The organism is Halorubrum distributum JCM 10118 (assembly GCF_000337335.1).
GTDB lineage: Archaea > Halobacteriota > Halobacteria > Halobacteriales > Haloferacaceae > Halorubrum > Halorubrum distributum.
In genome coordinates this window covers 114,437-132,405 of sequence record NZ_AOJN01000048.1, presented here as the reverse complement: position 1 = coordinate 132,405, position 17,969 = coordinate 114,437, and the positions used below count along the sequence as shown (strand labels likewise).

The 17,969-nt window shown below is 67.3% G+C and carries 18 protein-coding genes; 10 read left to right on the top strand and 8 right to left on the bottom strand.

Features of this window, described 5'->3' with window-relative positions; genetic code table 11:
* Positions 1 to 231: 231 nt before the first annotated feature.
* From C466_RS16985 to C466_RS08755, 3 genes are all read right to left on the bottom strand, one after another.
* Positions 232 to 399 carry an HEWD family protein gene (locus tag C466_RS16985; protein ID WP_004598333.1) on the bottom strand — a complete coding sequence of 56 codons (168 nt, stop codon included), beginning with the start codon at positions 397 to 399 and terminating at the stop codon, positions 232 to 234.
* Positions 400 to 523: 124 nt separating this feature from the next.
* On the bottom strand, positions 524 to 2,002 hold the full coding sequence (locus tag C466_RS08760; RefSeq protein ID WP_004598334.1) for a PGF-CTERM sorting domain-containing protein: 1,479 nt from the start codon (positions 2,000 to 2,002) through the stop codon (positions 524 to 526).
* A 2,093-nt stretch (positions 2,003 to 4,095) separates the two neighbouring features.
* Positions 4,096 to 4,776, bottom strand: a complete 681-nt coding sequence (locus C466_RS08755) for a DUF6517 family protein (RefSeq protein WP_004598335.1) — start codon at positions 4,774 to 4,776, stop codon at positions 4,096 to 4,098.
* Between the two features lie 140 nt (positions 4,777 to 4,916).
* On the opposite strand from C466_RS08755, the gene C466_RS08750 reads away from it, so the two are divergent.
* Positions 4,917 to 5,657, top strand: coding sequence for a hypothetical protein (locus tag C466_RS08750; protein WP_004598336.1), 741 nt, complete (start codon positions 4,917 to 4,919; stop codon positions 5,655 to 5,657).
* Positions 5,658 to 5,679: 22 nt separating this feature from the next.
* Here the strand turns inward: C466_RS08750 and C466_RS08745 are convergent, their stop codons facing one another.
* Together C466_RS08745 and C466_RS08740 are read right to left on the bottom strand one after the other, a co-directional pair.
* A complete protein-coding gene (locus tag C466_RS08745) occupies positions 5,680 to 6,195 on the bottom strand; it encodes a DUF7097 family protein (RefSeq protein WP_004598337.1) in 516 nt (171 codons plus the stop codon).
* Positions 6,196 to 6,256: 61 nt separating this feature from the next.
* The gene (locus tag C466_RS08740; protein WP_004598338.1) at positions 6,257 to 7,603 is read right to left on the bottom strand and encodes an alkaline phosphatase family protein; all 1,347 of its coding nucleotides are present in this window, start codon (positions 7,601 to 7,603) and stop codon (positions 6,257 to 6,259) included.
* Positions 7,604 to 7,783: 180 nt separating this feature from the next.
* On the opposite strand from C466_RS08740, the gene C466_RS08735 reads away from it, so the two are divergent.
* The 9 genes from C466_RS08735 to C466_RS08695 all read left to right on the top strand — a co-directional run bounded on the left by C466_RS08735 (position 7,784) and on the right by C466_RS08695 (position 16,113).
* Positions 7,784 to 8,728, top strand: coding sequence for a PhzF family phenazine biosynthesis protein (locus tag C466_RS08735; protein ID WP_004598339.1), 945 nt, complete (start codon positions 7,784 to 7,786; stop codon positions 8,726 to 8,728).
* Between the two features lie 91 nt (positions 8,729 to 8,819).
* Positions 8,820 to 9,014: a DUF7333 family protein gene (locus C466_RS08730; protein ID WP_004598340.1), complete on the top strand. Its 195-nt coding sequence runs from the start codon at positions 8,820 to 8,822 to the stop codon at positions 9,012 to 9,014.
* Positions 9,015 to 9,101: 87 nt separating this feature from the next.
* Positions 9,102 to 10,052, top strand: coding sequence for a calcium/sodium antiporter (locus tag C466_RS08725; protein WP_004598341.1), 951 nt, complete (start codon positions 9,102 to 9,104; stop codon positions 10,050 to 10,052).
* 85 nt (positions 10,053 to 10,137) lie between these two features.
* Positions 10,138 to 11,568, top strand: coding sequence for a D-aminoacyl-tRNA deacylase (locus C466_RS08720; RefSeq protein WP_004598342.1), 1,431 nt, complete (start codon positions 10,138 to 10,140; stop codon positions 11,566 to 11,568).
* Between the two features lie 146 nt (positions 11,569 to 11,714).
* On the top strand, positions 11,715 to 12,875 hold the full coding sequence (gene ftsZ, locus C466_RS08715) for a cell division protein FtsZ (protein WP_004598343.1): 1,161 nt from the start codon (positions 11,715 to 11,717) through the stop codon (positions 12,873 to 12,875).
* A gap of 60 nt (positions 12,876 to 12,935) precedes the next feature.
* On the top strand, positions 12,936 to 13,112 hold the full coding sequence (locus C466_RS08710) for a protein translocase SEC61 complex subunit gamma (RefSeq protein ID WP_004598344.1): 177 nt from the start codon (positions 12,936 to 12,938) through the stop codon (positions 13,110 to 13,112).
* On the top strand, positions 13,112 to 13,564 hold the full coding sequence (locus C466_RS08705) for a transcription elongation factor Spt5 (RefSeq protein ID WP_004598345.1): 453 nt from the start codon (positions 13,112 to 13,114) through the stop codon (positions 13,562 to 13,564). Before C466_RS08710 ends, C466_RS08705 begins: the two co-directional genes overlap by 1 nt.
* Before the next feature lie 148 nt (positions 13,565 to 13,712).
* The gene (gene artA / locus C466_RS08700) at positions 13,713 to 14,675 is read left to right on the top strand and encodes an archaeosortase A (RefSeq protein ID WP_004598346.1); all 963 of its coding nucleotides are present in this window, start codon (positions 13,713 to 13,715) and stop codon (positions 14,673 to 14,675) included.
* Positions 14,676 to 14,865: 190 nt separating this feature from the next.
* Complete coding sequence (locus C466_RS08695; RefSeq protein WP_004598347.1) at positions 14,866 to 16,113, top strand: MgtC/SapB family protein; 1,248 nt, start codon at positions 14,866 to 14,868, stop codon at positions 16,111 to 16,113.
* Between the two features lie 45 nt (positions 16,114 to 16,158).
* Here C466_RS08695 and C466_RS08690 read toward each other — a convergent pair whose 3' ends face one another.
* The 3 genes from C466_RS08690 to dph5 all read right to left on the bottom strand — a co-directional run bounded on the left by C466_RS08690 (position 16,159) and on the right by dph5 (position 17,941).
* Positions 16,159 to 16,533 carry a CBS domain-containing protein gene (locus C466_RS08690; RefSeq protein ID WP_004598348.1) on the bottom strand — a complete coding sequence of 125 codons (375 nt, stop codon included), beginning with the start codon at positions 16,531 to 16,533 and terminating at the stop codon, positions 16,159 to 16,161.
* A 131-nt stretch (positions 16,534 to 16,664) separates the two neighbouring features.
* Positions 16,665 to 17,051, bottom strand: coding sequence for a CBS domain-containing protein (locus C466_RS08685; protein ID WP_004598349.1), 387 nt, complete (start codon positions 17,049 to 17,051; stop codon positions 16,665 to 16,667).
* A 92-nt stretch (positions 17,052 to 17,143) separates the two neighbouring features.
* The gene (dph5, locus tag C466_RS08680; RefSeq protein WP_004598350.1) at positions 17,144 to 17,941 is read right to left on the bottom strand and encodes a diphthine synthase; all 798 of its coding nucleotides are present in this window, start codon (positions 17,939 to 17,941) and stop codon (positions 17,144 to 17,146) included.
* Positions 17,942 to 17,969: the final 28 nt, after the last annotated feature.

Below are 17,969 nucleotides of genomic sequence, written 5' to 3'. Positions count from 1 at the left end.
CACTCGCGTACGAGTGAACAGTTAAAGGTATGACCCTGATAGGGGTAGGATCCATCGTACACACATTAGGGAATATAAGGTAATTATTCATCACGGGTGGTGACCAGATGACACACCTCGGGATCGATCACGAGTCGCGCACGGCGGAGCCGCAGATTGACGTGTTCAACGAGAATCCTCCGCGGACGTCTCACGTATTCCGTCCAGAGTGGTAGAACGTCCAGTCAGGAACTACTCTTCGAGCGGGACGAACGACCCGTTGATGTCCCACTCGTGGATACAGTAGACGTTGCCGGGTTCGTCCGCGATGCGCCACCCGTCGGCCTCGTCGTCCCACCGCTCGTCGCGCCCGCACAGCTCGCACGTGCGCTCCTTCGGGGGTGTGATGGTCACGCTCATACCCGAACGAACGGCACCGGCGAGCAAAAGGATACCGGCGATCGGCGGCAGCCGACCGCCCGCGGTGGCCCGGTCCGACGGGGCCCCGCCGACCGCGCCCCCGCGGTCACCAGCGTCGTCGCGATCACGACTCGCGTCCGCGACGCCGAGCGAGAAGCGACGCGCCCGCCAGCGCCACGAGCGAGGCGACGGCGTCGAATCCGGGGAGGTCGTACGCGGTCGATCGGATCGGCGCCTCGTCGTACCCGAGATCGCTCGCGTCGGCCTCGTCCGGGGAGGAGTCCCCCGTCGCAGACTGATCGCCCGCCGCGGACGACTCGGGGGATTCGACCGAGTCGGCGGGTCCCGCCGACGTCGCGTCGTCCCCTTCACCGCCACCCGCGTCGTTCGGCCGTCCGTGCTCGGAGCGCGACTCCGCGCCCGTGGGACCGCCCGCACCGCGTTCCGGGCCGCCGGTTCCGAAGACCTCCGGCGGTCCCACGGACGGCGGAATCTCGGACGTCCCGGGGGCGATCGAGATGCCCATGCCGAGGCGCGGCGCCGGGCGGTTCGCGTCCGGCCCCAGCGACTCTTCGGACGGGGCCGGACCGCCCGCGTTCGTGGCGTTACCGGCGGCGGCCGAGCCGGCGGGGCCGGCGCCTCCTCCGGGTGCGTTCGGGCCGCCGGTCGAACCACCACCGGTCGACCCCCCACCGGTCGAACTGCCGCCGGTCGAACTGCCGCCAGTCGACCCCCCACCGGTCGAACCACCACCGGTCGAACTGCCGCCGGTCGAACCACCACCGGCCGACCCCCCACCGATCGCATCGGAACCGCCTGTCGAACTGGTCGAACCCGACGCCTCCGAGTCGGTGGACCCGCTCGCTTCGGTCGAGTCGTCGCCGCTTTCGGTGGCGATGCTCCCATCGGTCGAATCGGTGGCGTAGGTCAGTTCGGTCGCCGCCCGGTGCCGGTCGTCCGCGGCGGTCCGACGCAGTCGATCGTCGTCGACTCGGAACTCGGCCTCGAACGTCGCGCCGGGTTCGGGGAGCGTCTCGGTTCCGAACGCGCGTTCGCCGTCGGCGACGAGGTACAGGCCCTGTCGGTCGAGGTGAATCCCGGATCCGTTCAGCGTTCGACCGAGCCCGTCGCCGTCGGTGGACTCGTCGCCGTCGTCCGCCCCCGTCGGCGCCACGCCGAACGAGAGGCCGTCGAGCCGGTCGAGGTCCGCACCTCGTTCCAGCGACGCGTTCGCGGCCGCCGGGAGGCCCGTCAGCCCGGTTGCGTTCACGGCGTACACGACGGTGTCGTTCGCGGTCGCGGTCGTCGCCGGCGTGAGGGTTCCGTCGGCGATCGCCTCTCGGACCGCGGATGCGTTCTCGAACTCCCCGGATGCGACCGACCGCGTGGTGTACGCGGTCAGGTCGCTCGTCGAGCGGGGTTCCACGGTGACCGTCGCGGTGTCGTTGGCGACTTCGGTGCCGTGCTCCGACCGCAGCGAGAGGTCGTACGTCCCGGGCGAGAGCGGAGCGGTATCGCCCGTGACCGATTCGACGTCGATGCCGGACCCGGTCGTGACGAACTCCGACGGGGATTCGGGCGACGCGTACGTATTGACCGTCACTGGTGTCGGATCCGTCTCGATGGTTTTCAGTTCGAGTGTTGTAGTGGTATTATTTTGAGACATCAAAGTTATCGAAGAGGTATCATATGTTGAATTTAGAACTAGATCGAGATGGCTACCACTGTGTAATTTCTCATGAATAGCAGCACGGACAGTAGGGTTTCTGTCTTTCAAAACCTCTACATCCTGAGCAGTGGTGATATTCGTATCCAGATCATGTAATTCTACTGAGTATGTTCCGGGTTGAGAAACAGGAATATATCTACTGACATTGGAAGCGTTATTCAACATAATCTCTGTCCGAAATATCATACCAGAATTTGCCTTCGAGACATTAAGAACAGCAGTCCGATTGGTTCCAGTCGAACCAATATGAATCGGTATCTGAGATCCGTTTACTGTGTCAGCTGTTTCAAAATGAATGGATGAGTCAATCAACTGGAAGGTAATATTCTCTGTTCCAGAATTAGAATTCACTGAGTAGTGGCCGGGGCTAAGACCTTCTGTTCTTACCGTATGAATAGTGTTTAAACCAGTAGAATCTATTTGTTTAACCAAACTTCCGTTAAGTTTTGATAGATTATAGCCATACTGTTGTTCTAATCGGAGGCCAATATTCGAACCTTGATTGATTATATCTCTCTTCCCACTATAGACTAAATTATCTACACGAACAGGAGAACTGAATTGGTTTTTGTACGGGTTACTGCTTGAGGTGGAGACAATACCACCAACTTCGATATTGTTGATCACCGGTTGAATATCTTTAGTAGAAATGTTGGTTGAGGTCAGTGGATAAACATACAGGAAGTCACCTTTTATATCAAAGGTCTCTGGATGGTTTTTAAGAGAGATGTTTTCTGTTCTATTATTGGATAATTTAGTAGTTATATAGCCCTGGGAACGGGATATATTCGTGTTGAATTCGAACAGGAGAGTACCGTCAGATCCCTTATCCACGTCAGTTCTGCTGTAATAAAATGGCCCACCTACAAGTTGGGCAGGCACAGAGACATTGATAGTTGTTGAATCTAAAGCGTAGATCGCATTGAAACTGTGCTTGTCTGGTGAAGAGTGAAGACCAATTATTATCTTTGTTTCACCTTCAATATCAGTGTCTCTGAGTGATATATTTTTACTAGATGTCTCTACAGTTTTGATTTTCTCTCCCAGGCTCCCATCTTGCTCCTCCTCCCAAATTGTTACAGCAGTGTTTAGGCTTTGATTATTGTTTGTGGAGTAATTGTAGAAAACAGATTGTGTAGATTGGTTATACGTATCAGATTTGAATCCGATAGATCCAAGAGAAGATATGCTAAAACCAACAGATGCTTTCTTTCCTCCCTGTTCAGCAGTATATGAAAGATCGCGATTTATTTTTGCTCCTTCTTCATCGTATTTACTAACATTTGTTGTATCTATATTGCTGATGTATAGATCAAAACGGCCAGGACTGGAAATTGCTGAAGCAGACACGACAACGGTCGCATTTGAGCTGTTCGGGTTTTCTATATACACCTCCGATCTATTCGTTTTCTCATCAATGTCTATTCGATAGGATGTCGCGTTGTGATCTAACTCTGCTCCAGAGTCAACAAGATCTCCAACATGAATCTCAACAGGCTCGTTAGAGTCAAGAACTTCGATATTGGTGACTACTTGCTGCTGTTCGGATCCAATTTCAAGATCGCTCGCACTATCTACATCCCATAGTTGTGCGGAGGCTGCGAATGTCCCAGAGATAATTAGTAAGACAACGGCGCCCACCACAGCACCCATCACGATGCCGACCCACAGCCATTGAACCGATCGCGTCCGGATCATAGCGAACGTGCCACGGTTGCCAGAGCGATCGCTCTCGGGGCAGCGCGGCGTCAGTAGCCGACCGGACCCCGCGAAGCGCCTCTTGTCACACCGCGGGATCTCTCACTCGGGTTGATCGCTTATAAGTGATTTACGGACGTGGAAGCTTCCGTTCGGAGAAATAATCGCATGACTGCGTCGCCTCCTAACCGGGTCGTGGCCGGATATTCGCGGGGCGACGATCGGACCTGACGGGAGAGAAGAGCGGAGAGGGGAGTCGCCGGGGCCGGTCAGTGTTCGACCGCTTCCATCATCGAGAGCAACTGCTCGCGCTGGGACGCCTGTTCCGGGTGGACGCCGACCATCGCGATCGCGTCTTCGCTGTCCGCGCCGTCCGCGGTGTGTTGGACGGTAGCGATGTACAGGAGAACGGGGACGTTTTCGACGGATCCGCTCGAGTTGCCCGTCCCCTCGACGTCGGCGCTGATCGTCGTCTCGAAGATGGGGACGGTGGTCTCTTCGCCGAGGATCGTCCGGGTCTCCTCGCCGCGCTCCTCGATGTCGTCCGTTTCGATGTCGGCGTTGCCGCCGCCGACGTCCTGCTGATTGATCTGGTTGAGGAGCCGTCGGATGAGGTCCGCGCCCTCCACCCTGACGAGCGGATTGACCGACTGTCCGGCGACGGAGGCGTTCGGCGTACTCGCCACGAACAGCGCCGACTGGGTCGTCGAGTTGGTGTACCGGGCGACCCACGTCGTCGCCGTGACCTTCGCGTTCACGCCAGTGACGTTGAACTCGCGGTCGATGGTGTACGACTCCGGATCCTCCCCGGAGTAGCCCTCCGCGTACGCGGACTCGGGAACGCGCGCCGGTTCCGCGTCGAACTCGTAGCTCCCGTCCTCGCCGGCGCACCCGGCGATAGCGACCGAGGTCGACGCCGCGAGTGCCGCGAGCAGTCCACGTCGTTTCATGTGTCCCGGTAGGTCTACACAGTTCTTTAAGCCTATCGACGCGTATATCGCTCGCGAGAACCCCGCAGCCGAAGGCACAAAGTTCACGTCGGGCCGCGCGCGACGTGAGGCAAATGGAACGACGAGGACAAACCGGGCTGGTGGAAGCGCTCTTCCTAGACGTGGTTCGCCTCCACGAGACGTGGATGGAGGTGGTCTTCCCGCGGCAGCTCGACCCGAGCGCCGTCCTGGGGAAGTGGAAGCCCGAGACGACCGTCCAGTCCGTCGGCTACTACCTCTGGGCGGTGCTGGGCGCCCCGCTCGTCGCGGTGGCGTACCCCCTCCTGCTCGTCGGGTTCGCCACCCGCTACTACGCGGCGAAGCTCGACTCCGCGGTCACCCGCATCGGCGTCGCCGGCGCCGTGGTCGTCGCCGCCGTCGTCTGGGGGGGGCTGACGGTGATCACGCATCTCCAGCTCCCGTTCGACGCGGTGATCGCGGTCGGGGCCGCGAGCACGGTAGCGGTCGTGTCCTCCGCGTTCGCCGCCGGCTTCTCGAAGGTCGGGGGCCGGTTCGTCAGTGTCCTCCTCGCGTATCCGTTCGCGATGACGGCGCTGTTTCTCCCCCCGGTCGTCGCCGCGCTCGTCACGCCGACGTTGGAGGAGCTGATCCTCCCGCCGAGCTACGATCTCGCGCGGTGGATCCTCGACACGTTCCTCGCTGTCGGCGGGATCAACGAGGTCCTCCGCGGCGCGTTCGACCTGGAGACGTTCGGCGAGCAGTGGGGACTGCCCGGGCTGGGCTACGTCCTGATGTGGATCGGCATCTCGGTGCCGCTCGGGTGGTTCCTCGGCGCCCTCGTCGCGCTGGCGAACCTGATCCGGCCGGCGCCGGACGCCTGAGCCGTCGCCGGGAGGCGTCGACCTATTCTTCGGGGTCGTACCGCTCGCTCGCGGTCTCGAACGCCGACTCCGACAGCTCTGCGCCGCGTCGACGCTCGCGCTCGGCGATCGCCTCGGGGGCCGGGCTCGCGTCGTCGTCGATCCGAGCGATCGACTTGTGGACCTTCGCGTGACACCAGCGACACAGCCCGACCGTTATCTCGTGACCGGCCGCCTCCGTCCCCCCGTACGAGAGGTGGTGCTCCTCCACGAGCGGCCGTGAGTCGTCGTGGGCCAGCCGCACGTCGTCAAGTCCGCACCGGGCGCAGGTCTTCGCGTCCGTCGTCGACCGGTAGTGCGGACATGCGGACCACTCGCCGTCGGCGCCGACGTGACAGTCGTAGCCGTCCGCGCGTCGGTCCGCCGCGAACTCGGGGTCGTCGCCCGCCCGCGTGAGCGCGAAGCGGCACCGGCCGTCGCCGGTGAGGTGGTCGCAGACGTCGGCGACCGCGTACGGGTCGTCGACGCCGACGGGGGTCCCGTCGGGGGTGCGCTCCATACCGACCGGTGGAGGCGGATCCACTTCAATTCGGTCGCTCAAGCAGGGTGACGGAGGGGGCTCAGACCAGGCTGGCGCCGTCGAAGTCCGTGCGGCCGTAGTCGACGTCGAGCAGTCGGAGAAGGGTGGGCGCGACGTCGAGGAGGTCGGCGTCCTCGACCGTCGCGTCCGCGTGGTCGACGAACAGCGCGGCGTCGTCGAAGGCGTGCATCCCGGTCCGGGGTCCGTCGGGGTCGAACACCGAGTCGTGCGGGCGGAACCCGGACTTGAGGTCGAACCCGTCGTTCGGAAGGACGACGAGGTCGGGCGCGATGGCGGCGTGGTCGCCCCGGAACACGGTCTCGCGGTCGACGACGCGGTCCGCGACGGGATTCCCGTCCGGACCCGTCCACGACTCCAGCGCCTCGCGCAGCTCCGCGCGCGTCTCCTCGTACTCGGCTTCGGGGACGACGCCGTTCGGCTCCCGCCCCTCGACGTTGAGGTAGAAGCGGCCGGGGACGAGGGAGTACGCGCGGGCGTCGTCGTCGATGTCGGCGAGCGCGTCGTGGTCGTCGTCCTCGTAGGAGAGCCACCCCTCCCGTTCGAGCCACTCGTTGCAGTACACGTCGTAGCGCAGCCGCCGGAACCCGTGCGTCGAACCGACGACGAGCGTGACGTCGTCCGGGAGCGCCTCGCGGACCGTGCCGATGTGGTCGTCGAGCGCGGCGTGGAAGGACAACAGCTCCTCGCGGTACGTCCCGCCGTCCTGATAGTCGCCCCACAGGAAGTGGTTGACCCGGTCGGGGGCGGTGAAGACGCCGACGAAGAGGTCCCAGTCGTCGCGCTCGACGTACCGTTCGAAGGCCGCGGCCCGGGCGTCGAGCGTCTCGCGGGCGTGTTCGAAGAACGCGGTCTTGTCTTCCTTGTGGCCGAGCTTCGCGTTGACCGACAGCCGGTAGTCGCTCTCAGTGAGGTTCTTCCGGAGTTCCTCGGGATGCGCGGCCGCGTCGAGGTCGGGCGAGAGGTAGCCGGAGACCATCCGCTGGACGGTCCGCTGCGGCGGGAACGTGACTGGGACGTTCATGACGGTCGCGTCGAGTCCCGCGTCGGTCGCGCGGTCCCACACCCGGGGGGACTGGACGTCCCGGCCCATCGGCACGTACGTATCGTAGGAGCCGACCTCGCGGTCCTGGAAGCCGTACACGCCCGTCTCGCCGGGGTTCTTTCCGGTCGTGAGGCTCGGCCAGCAGGCGCTCGACTCCGCCGGCACGATGCTGTCGATCCGTCCGCCTCCGCCGTCGTCCGCGATCGCCGACAGCGTCGGGAACGTCTCCGGGTTGTCGGCGACGAGCCGGTACGAGAGGCCGTCGATCCCGATGAACGCCACCCGCGGCGTGTCGCTCCCTCGCAGCCGGTCGAAGAGACCCATACACACTCATCCGCGGTCGAAGGCAAAAGGATTGACATCGGACGCGGCGCGAAACGGCGGTTCGACGCCCCCGAGAGCCGTGGGGGCGGCCACGCCTGACGGCCGGGTCGGCAGCGCGCGAAGCTCTGGCCGCCGGCCGGCTCGGGTGGCTTTTTGTCCGTGACTCGCGGAGGGCCCGGCATGGAACACAGACGCGCGCTGCTCGTCGACGCGTTCGCCGCGGAGCCGCTGGCCGGGAACGCCGCCGGCGTCGTCCCCGACGCCGAGGGGCTGAGCGACGACCAGATGGCCGCGGTCGCCGCCGAACTGGGCGCCTCGGAGACCGCGTTCCTGACCGGCGGCGACGGCGCGGCCGGTGACGGCGATAACTCGGCCGGGGACGGCGCGGCCGACGACCGGCTCCGCTACTTCTCGCCGACCACGGAGGTCGACCTCTGCGGGCACGCCACGATAGCGACGTACGGTGCCCTGTTCGCCGAAGGGGCGGTCGACGGCGGCGAACGCACGGTCCGAACGAACGTCGGCGACGTCGCGGTCTCGGTCGACGACGACGGCACCGTCTGGATGCGACAGCAGGCGCCGAGCGTCGATGTCGTCGACGTCGACCTCGACCGGGTCGCGGCCGCGCTCGGCGTCGACCCCGCCGCGCTGCGCGACGTGGGTGCGGACCTCCCCGTCGCGGTCGCGTCGACCGGGCTGCCGTTCCTCGTCGTCCCGGTGAACTTCTTGGAGCGGCTCGGCGAGGCCGACCCGGACGACGAGGCGGTCGAGCGCCTCTCCGAGGAGTTCGACGCCGCGGGCGTGTACGCGTTCACCTTCGACGCGCTCGACGCGGAGTCGACGCTCCACGGCCGGGCGTTCGTGCCCTCTCTCGGTATCTCGGAGGACCCCGTTACCGGCACCGCGAGCGGGGCGGTCGGGGGGTACCTCCGGCACGTCGACGCCTTCGAGGGCGACGAGCCGGACGAGCTCCGGTTCGAGCAGGGCCACTTCGTCGACCGCCCGGGGCGCGTTCGCGTCCGCGTCGAGGCGGAGGGCGTCCACGTCGGCGGGGAGGCCAGCGTGGCGCTCGACGGCGAGCTCCGGGTCCCCGACGACGAGGACGACGAGATCATCGAGGTGTGAGCGCGGTCGGGTCGAACGCACCCCGTCTCCCCGCACCGGACGCCGACTTCGGAGACCGAACGTTTAGGATCGCTCGCGACGTACCGTGGCCATGGAGTTCGACCTTCCACGCGCGGCAGCGATCCTCGTACTGATCGTCGCGGTCGGCGCCGGCGGGCTCATCGGCGCGAACATGATGCCCCTCCAGACGACGCTGATGATGGTCGTCCCGTCGATGCTCGTCTTCGGGGCGCTCGCGTTCGCGATCGGCGTGAAACACGGCGAGTTCCGGGCGGGCCACGCCTGAGGCGGGGCCGGCGGCGAGCGGTGACGACCGTCCCCCGAGCGACCGGGGATCACGACCCTTTTGAAACGCCGTTGCGAACCGGGAGCCGTGCTGCCCGGGTCGCCCCTCGTCGAACTGCTGTTGATCGCCGGCGGCGTCGCCCTCCTCTACGCCGGCGCCGAACTGCTCGTCGCGGGCGCGAGGGATCTCGCGCTCGCCGTCGGGCTGAAGGCGTCGACCGTCGGCGTCACCGTCGTGGCGTTCGCGACGACCGCCCCGGAGCTCTTCGTCTCACTCCTCGGCGCCGTCACGGTGTCGACCGACATCGGGCTCGGCGCGATCGTCGGCTCGAACATCGCGAACATCGGGCTCGTGTTGGGCGTCTCCGCGCTGATCCGCCCGCTCGACGTCTCGGACACCGTTTTCCGCCGGGACGTGCCGTTCATGGTGCTGGCCGCGCTGCTGCTCGTCGGCCTCGGCTGGGACGGCCGGATCGGCCTGTTCGACGGCGCCGTGCTGCTCGCGGCGCTCGTCGCGTTCACCGCCGCGGTCCTGCGGCGCGTCCAGGAGAACCAGTCGGCGATCACCGACAGCGAGCGTGACGAAATGCCCGACGCGAAGCTTCGCGACGCCGCGATCGTCGTCGCCGGGATCGCCGCGCTCGTCCTCGGCTCGCGGTGGCTGATCGACGGCAGCGAGTCGCTGCTGGCGGCCGCCGGCTTCTCGGACATCTTCATCGGGCTCACCGTGCTGGCGCTGGGCACGTCGCTGCCCGAACTGGCCGCGAGCGTCGTGGCCGCGGTGCGCGGCGAGGCGGAGTTCAGCGTCGGCAACGTCGTCGGCTCGAACATCTACAACATCCTCGCGGTCATCGGCATCGTCGCCGTGGTGACCCCCATCGGCGTCGCGCCGGGCGTCCGAAGCTTCGAGTTCCCCGCGCTGCTCGTGTTCACGGCCGCCATCGTCGGGGTGATGGCGTACCGCGAGCGGATCACCCGCGTCGACGGCGCCGCCCTCACCGTCGGGTACGGCATCTTCGTCTACCTGCTGCTGCCGTAGCGCGGACGCCTGGATCGGCGCCCGCGGCGGGGCGTCGGAGACCGGAACCGACGGGTATTCGGCGGCGCGCGGCCGAGTGGCTGCCGTGATAGCGATCGTCGTCAGCCGGGCCGACAGCGCCTCGGCGCACATCGGCGAGCGGCTCTTGGAGGTCGGTGACTGGGAGACTCGCGAGGACGGCTCGCGCCCCGACGCCGACGGGGGCGGGACCTACTACCGGACGGACGGGTTCGAGCTCCGCGAGTTCGACGACCTCCACATCCGCCTGTCCGACCCAACCGCCGCGTTCGACTGCGACCCCGAGTTCCTCGCGTTCGTCTCCCGGCACTCGGGCGAGACCGGCGAACTCCTCACGGCGCACGTCACCGGGAACTTCGGCGGCGCCGAGTACGGCGGCGATCCAGAGTCGCTGGCGCGAGCCGCGCCCGGGGCCGAGAAGCGCGTCGTCGGAGCGCTCGCGCGCCACGCGCCCGACGGATACGAGGTCGGCATCGAGTGCACGCACCACGGCCCGACGGACGTCGCAGTCCCGTCGCTGTTCGTCGAGCTGGGCTCGGACGAGCCGCAGTGGGAGGACCCCGAGGCGGCCCGGGCGGTCGCGCGGGCCGTCCTCGACCTGCGGGAGACCGGCGCGGACTTATCCGGTGGTTCCGAGGCTCCTCCCCGCCACGTCGTCGGCTTCGGCGGCGGCCACTACGCGCCGCGGTTCACCCGGATCGTCCGCGAGACCGAGTGGGCGGTGGGCCACGTCGGCGCCGACTGGGCGCTCGCCGACCTCGGCGCGCCCGACGCGAACCGCGACGTGATCGAGGCCGCCTTCGAGCGGAGCCGCGCCGAGCGCGCCGTGATCGACGGCGACCGTCCCGACCTCGCCGCGGTCGTCGAGGAGCTCGGCTACCGAGTCGTGAGCGAGACGTGGGTCCGCGAGGTGGGCGATGCCCCGCTCCCGCTCGTCGAGCACCTGGAAGCCGAGATCGGTCCCGTCGACGAGGGGCTGCGGTTCGGCGCGGTCGCGCTCGACGGCGACGTGATCGGCGACTCCGACCCGGCCGACGTGGGCGCCGAGGCGGTCGGCGACGCGGTCCGCGTCCGCGACCTCCCGGCGGACCTGCTCGCGCGAGCGCAGGGGCTCGACGCCGACGCGGCGCGGGAGGCGGTCGAGTCCGTCGCCGTCGCGTTCGACACGGAACAGGGGGGGACCCGCGCGGCCGGTCGCGTCGCGTTCGCAGCGATCCCGGAGGCGCCGGGGTATGCGGACCTCGTCGAGGGGTTGGTCGAGGTGCTGGAGACGGGGTACGACGCGGTCGAGGTGGCGCCCGACCGGAACGCGGTCGTCGCCAGCGAGACGGCGTTCGACCCGGCGCTGGCTGCCGATCGGGGCGTCCCGGAGGGACCGGCGTTCGGGCGGCTGGCCGACGGCGAGCCGGTGGATGTCGACGGCGAGACCGTCGAGCCGGGGGACGTGTCGCGGACGCGGACGGACCGGTTCCCGATCGACGCCGTCTCGCGCGACTGATTTATAAATCACGCCGCGTTCCACGGGTGCGGGCGCGACGCCCGTACTCTCGACGGTCGGCGGCGGACGCCGGTGATTTCGGCGTCCGACTCGCGTCAGACGAACGGGCAAAAATAAATACGTCCGGGTCGCAACCACACCACATAATGGACTCCATCGTAGAGGACGCCATCGACGAAGCCGAAGAGGCCCCCGCAGAGGACGCCGGGGGAGCCGGCGAGAGCGCCGCCGGAGGGAGCGCCGGCGCGCCGCCGCAGACCGGGACGATGACCGACGACGAGCTACAGGACGTCCTCCAAGACCTCCAGACGAACATCACGGTCGTGGGCTGCGGGGGCGCCGGGGGCAACACGGTCAACCGCATGACCGAGGAGGGGATCCACGGGGCGAAGCTGGTCGCGGCGAACACCGACGTCCAGCACCTCGTCAACATCGAGGCCGACACGAAGATCCTCATGGGCCAGCAGAAGACGCAGGGCCGCGGCGCCGGCTCCCTCCCGCAGGTCGGCGAGGAGGCCGCCATCGAGTCCCAAGAGGAGATCCAGGACGCCATCGACGGCTCCGACATGGTGTTCGTCACCGCCGGGCTCGGCGGCGGCACGGGGACCGGCTCGGCGCCGGTCGTCGCGAAGGCCGCCCGCGAGTCGGGGGCCCTGACCATCGCCATCGTCACGACGCCGTTCACGGCCGAGGGCGAGGTCCGTCGAACGAACGCGGAGGCCGGCTTGGAGCGCCTCCGCGACGTGAGCGACACGGTCATCGTCGTTCCCAACGACCGCCTGCTCGACGCGGTCGGGAAGCTGCCCGTGCGGCAGGCGTTCAAGGTGTCCGACGAGGTGCTGATGCGCTCGGTGAAGGGGATCACGGAGCTCATCACCATGCCCGGGCTGGTCAACCTCGACTTCGCCGACGTTCGCACGGTCATGGAGAAGGGCGGCGTCGCGATGATCGGCCTCGGGGAGTCCGACTCCGACTCGAAGGCCCAAGACTCCGTGAAGTCGGCGCTCCGCTCGCCGCTGCTCGACGTCGACATCTCCGGCGCGAACTCCGCGCTCGTCAACGTCACCGGCGGGACCGACATGTCCATCGAGGAGGCGGAAGGCGTCGTCGAGGAGATCTACGACCGGATCGACCCCGACGCCCGGATCATCTGGGGGACCTCCGTCGACGACGAGCTCGAAGGGGAGATGCGAACCATGATCGTCGTCACCGGCGTCGAGTCGCCGCAGATCTACGGGAGCAACGGCGAACCGCCGGAGGGCGGCGCCGCTTCCGCCGACGTCGAGGACATCGACTACGTGGAGTAGTCCGCCCGCCGGGGTCGCATCAAAAGGTAAAAACCGTCTCGTCTCGAACCGTTCGGTAACATGGACGTTCCGTACGACCTCAACAGCTACATTCGGGTGCTGAAGCTGGCGAGCACGCCGAGCACCGACGAGTTCCTCCAGGTGTCGAAGATCGCCGGCGCCGGGATTCTGCTCATCGGGTTCATCGGGTTCCTGATCTTCGCGATCATGAGCCTGATCCCGGGGGTCGGCGCGTAATGCCGATCTACTCGGTCAAGACGACGGCGAGCCAGGAGCGCACCGTCGCCGACATGATCGCCGAGAAGGAGGCGCCGGAGATCCAGGCCGTCATCGCCCCCGACCAGCTCACGAGCTACGTGATGGTCGAGGCGACCGACGGGACCGCGTTCGGGCGGATCCTCGACGAGATCCCGCACGCCCGCGGCGTCATCCAGGGCGGCGACGGGCCCGCCGAGAGCCCGTTCTCGGAGGTCGAGCACTTCCTTTCGCCGACCCCGGACGTGGAGGGGATCGGCGAGGGCGACATCGTCGAGCTGATCGCCGGCCCGTTCAAGGGCGAGAAGGCGCGCGTCCAGCGCATCGACGAGGGGAAAGACCAGGTGACCGTCGAGCTGTACGAGGCGACGGTCCCGATTCCGGTGACCGTCCGCGGCGACCAGATCCGCGTGCTCGACAGCGAGGAGCGATAGCTCCTCGTATTGAGCGAGCGGCGCGACGCGCCGCGAGCCGACAGCGAGGAGCAGTAGGGTCCCGTATTCGTCGGACGATGCCCCGCTCTGACGCCGCCCTCGCACGCAACGACAAGGGCTTTATTCGACGACGACCGACGAGACGGATATGCTCGGCCACGGCGCGCCGGCGGTGTTGAGCGTGATCCCCGACACGTTCACGTTCGCGTGGATCGTCGCGATCCTCTTCGCGACGGCGTGGCTGCTCGACAGCCGCGGGCTGTCCGCGGGGCGGACGCTCGCGGCCGCGACGTGGGCGCTGTTCGGGCTGTTCTGGCTGTCGACGGTACCGTACTTCGCGTTCGAACACCAGAGCTACGTCGAGTCGATCCTCGCGCTCGTCGGCTTTCCCGCCAGCGTGTACGCGGGGTACCTCCTCTACGACGGGCGGGCGTCGCTTTTCACCCTCACCCGGGCCATCGCGTTCATGTTATTCATCTACCTCCCGTTCGAGACGATTCCGGCGTTCACGTTCGCCGGGATCGCTGTCCCGGAGCCCCGTCGAGTCCTCATCGAGATCGTCGCCTCGCAGACCGGGGCCCTCATCGACCTTCTCGGGTACGCGCCGGAGGCGGTGACGAGCAACGAGGGGTACGACGCCGCCTACTCGTGGACGCTCGACGACGGCCACACGGTCATCATCCACATCGTGCTTGCGTGCACGGGGCTCGGGAGCATGGCCATCTTCGGCGGCCTCGTGGCCGCCGTCGAGGCGCCGCTCTCCCGGAAGCTCCGCGCGCTCGCGGTGTCGCTCCCGCTCATCTACGTCCTGAACATCCTCCGGACGACGTTCATCTCGGTTGTGGCGGGCAACCAGTACATGCACTGGTACCCGGACCTCGTGTTGACGATGTTCGGCGCGACGGACCCGTACCGCGTCTCCTTCCTCATCTCCGATCGGATCATGAGCCAGCTGCTCGCGGTCGTGGCGCTCATCGCGATCACCTTCCTGGCGGTGCGCGAACTGCCCGAGCTCGCGGTCATCTTAGAGGACGTCCTCTACCTCATCACCGGCGAGGAACACGACCTGACGGAGTCGCTCGACCTCCCGCGCGAGCCGACGAACCGGTAAGCCGGAATCCGGTCGCCGGCACCGGCGGGCGACCGAGGGCGGTTACGTCCCGGTGTAATCCCGGAAATACATAGCACTATATAGCAAGCTATAGACGTGGAGGACGGGTACGAGCGAGCATGACTGCGAAGAGGCGAGACGGATCGCCGCGCTCCGGCCAGGGAGCGCGGCCGCGACGGGGTGATCACCGGTGCTAAGCGGGGTCGACCCGTTCGTCTACCTGGAGACGAACGTCGCCAAGCTGGTGCTCGCGACCGCGCTCGGCATGTTCCTCGGGCTGGAGCGGGAGTGGTCACAGAAGTCCGCGGGGATCCGAACGTTCGCGCTGATCAGCCTCGCGGCCGCGGTGTTCTCGCTGCTCGACGAGCCGGGGCTGCTCGTCGTCGGCGGCGTACTGGTGATCGCCAGCGCGGTGTTGCTCGCGGTCCGGAGCTTCGTCGAGGCCGACGTCGACGGCCTCTCGCTGACGACGTCGGCGTCGATGCTCGTCGCGTACGGGGTCGGCGTCCTCGTCGCGGAGGGGCTCTTCATCGAGTCGGTGACCGTGGCGGTGCTCTCGTCGCTGCTGCTCGTGTTGAAGCGGGAGCTCCACGAGTTCGCGTGGGGCCTCTCCCGCGAGGAGGTGCGCAGCGCGGTGGAGTTCACCATCCTCGCGTTCGTCGTCTTCCCGCTCCTCCCCGCGGAGACCGTCGACCCGTGGGACGCTGTCCAGCCGCGGCTCGTCTGGTCGCTCGTGGTCGCGGTCAGCGCCATCGGCTTCGTCAACTACGTGCTGGTGAAGCGGTACCAGGGGCGCGGCTACGCGGTGACGGGCTTCTTCGGCGGGCTCGTCAACTCGACCGCGGTCGTCGCCGAGATGGCGAAGCGCGCGAAGGGGCGGGCGGACCTGCGCGAGATCGCGGTGGGGTCGATCCTCCTCGCGAACGCCGCCATGGCCTTCCGCAACGCCGCGGTGGTCGCCGTCTTCGTCCCGGAGGCGGCGCTCGTCGTCGGGGTGCCCCTCGGCGCGATCACGCTCGCGGGGATCGGCGTCGCGGTATGGCGAAGCGACTGGCGGACGAACATGGAAGCGGAACTCACCTCCCCGTTCAGCCTCGGCAACGCGCTCACCTTCGGCGCGCTCTTCCTCGTCGTGCTGCTCGTCTCGGCGGTCGCCGAGGAGACGTTCGGCGCGGGCGGGTTCGTCGCCACCTCCTTCCTCGCCGGGCTGGTGTCGTCGGGGACCTCGACCACCACGGCCGTCTCGCTGCTCGGGACCGGACAGATCGGCGTCGAGACCGCAGTCGCGGGCGTGGTCGCCGGCACGGCCGCCAGCATCCTGATCAAGACCGCCTTCGCGGCGAGCATCGCGCGCGAACTGGTGCGGCCGGTGTTCCTGTGGAACCTCCTGCTGATCGCGGTCGGCGTGGCGGCCGGCCTGCCGCTGTTGCTGTTTTGAAAATCGTTGTCGTCCGATCGGCGTCGGACCGCCGCCGGCCCCGCCTTAGGAGAGGTGTTCGGCGATGTCCGTCGACGAGACCATGCCCACGTAGTCGTCGTCGACGACCGGGAGGTGTTTCACGCCGTACATCGTCATCATCGCGGCGACCTCCTGCATCATCAGGTCGGGCGTCACCGTCTCCACGTCCTCGGTCATCACGTCGCGGACCGCCGTCGCCTCGGGGTCGCGCCCGTCGGCGACCGCCCCGACGACGTCGCTCTGCGTGACGATACAGCCGCCGCCGGTCGTCACGACGAGCGCGCTGATGCCGCCGTCGTGCATCCGGCGGGCGGCGTCACGGATGGGCGCGTTCGCTCCGATCGTCTCCAGCGGCGTCGACATCACGTCCGCGACGCGGGTTCTGTCGTCGAGATCCATACGCCGACGTGTGTTACCATGTCTCATTACTCTTCCGGAACGCACAACGCTGGGCGGGCGCGCCGCGGGCCCGATCGGTCTGAGCGCGTCCGGACGCGAAGCGCATCCGGACTCGAAGTCCGGCCGGGCCGTCACCGCGCCTTCGAGAGGTGCGCCGTGAGGTCCGTCGTCGACACGACGCCGATCGGCTTGCCGTCGGCGTCGGTCACCGGGAGGTGGGTGTACCCGTGTGCGGTCGGCTCCGCCAGCTCGGCGACGGTGTCCTCGCGACCCACCGTGACGACGTCAGTGGTCATGAACGCCTCGACCGGCGTCCGGTCCTTCGGGTCGTTATCGCGGACGAGCGCGACGAAGTCCGTGGCGGTGATCAGCCCGGCGAGCGTCCCGTCGTGGTCGACGACGAGGATGGATCCGACGCCGGTCTCGCGCATCTCCTTCGCCGCGTCGGCCGCCGCGGCTCCGCGTTCGATCGTGGTGAGGTCGGTCGACATGAGCCGGTCGACGGGCACGTCGTTCATGAATCGTGGTAACGCGAGGCACGATAATCAAACGTCCGGTCGGCGGGAGGCGGTCGCGGGGGCCGGCCGGCGCGGGGCCGACCGCGGGGGACTCACTCCTCGGCGAGCGACTCCGGAGCGCCGGCGAGGCCGACGAGGGCGTCCGCCTCGACGTGGTGGAGGTCACCGGGGATCACGAGCAGGTGGAGCGGGTCGCCGAACTCGCGCTCGGCGAGCGCGCTCAGCCGGTCGGCGGCGACGACGGCGTCGGGGGAGCCCGCGCGCGCGACGACGACCGCGAGCTCGTCGCCCCAGTTGTCGGCGAGTAACCCGGCGGCGACGTCCGCGGTCATGTACTCCTCGTGGTCCGGGTCGGGGCCGCTCGGGCCCGTCCCGACCTTGATGTCGAGGTAGACGACGGTGTGGAGCCCCCGCTCCCGGTTCGCCTCGATCGTCTCGACCACGCTCGCGGGCACGTCGTCGCCGCCGTGCGCGTACGGGAACGGCAGCGTCGTCGACTTCCCGAACCGGTAGTTCTGGAGCCCGGTCAGGCTCGACGCGGCGGACTGTGCCGTCACGCCGTGGACCACTCGCGTCTCGATCCCGCGCTCCTCGGCGCGGAGGCGGAGGTCGGTGTGAGTGGTCGAGATCATCGTGTCGCCGGCCGTGAGGAAGGCGGCGTCACCGGACGCGGCGGCCTCCAGGATCGGCTCCGGGTCCCGCTCCACGCCGGCGCGGTCGCGGACCTCGATATCGACGTCGTGGGACGCCTCCAGGTCGGCGACGTCGGCGCCGACCAAGCGGCTGGTGTAGAACTCCGCGAAGACGCGGTCGGCCTCGCGCAGCGCCTCGCGCCCCTCGACGGTGACGGAGCGCTCGTCGTAGAGGCCGAGTCCGATGAAGGTGAGCATGGGAGCGCTCGGCGCGCGGCGGCCTAAA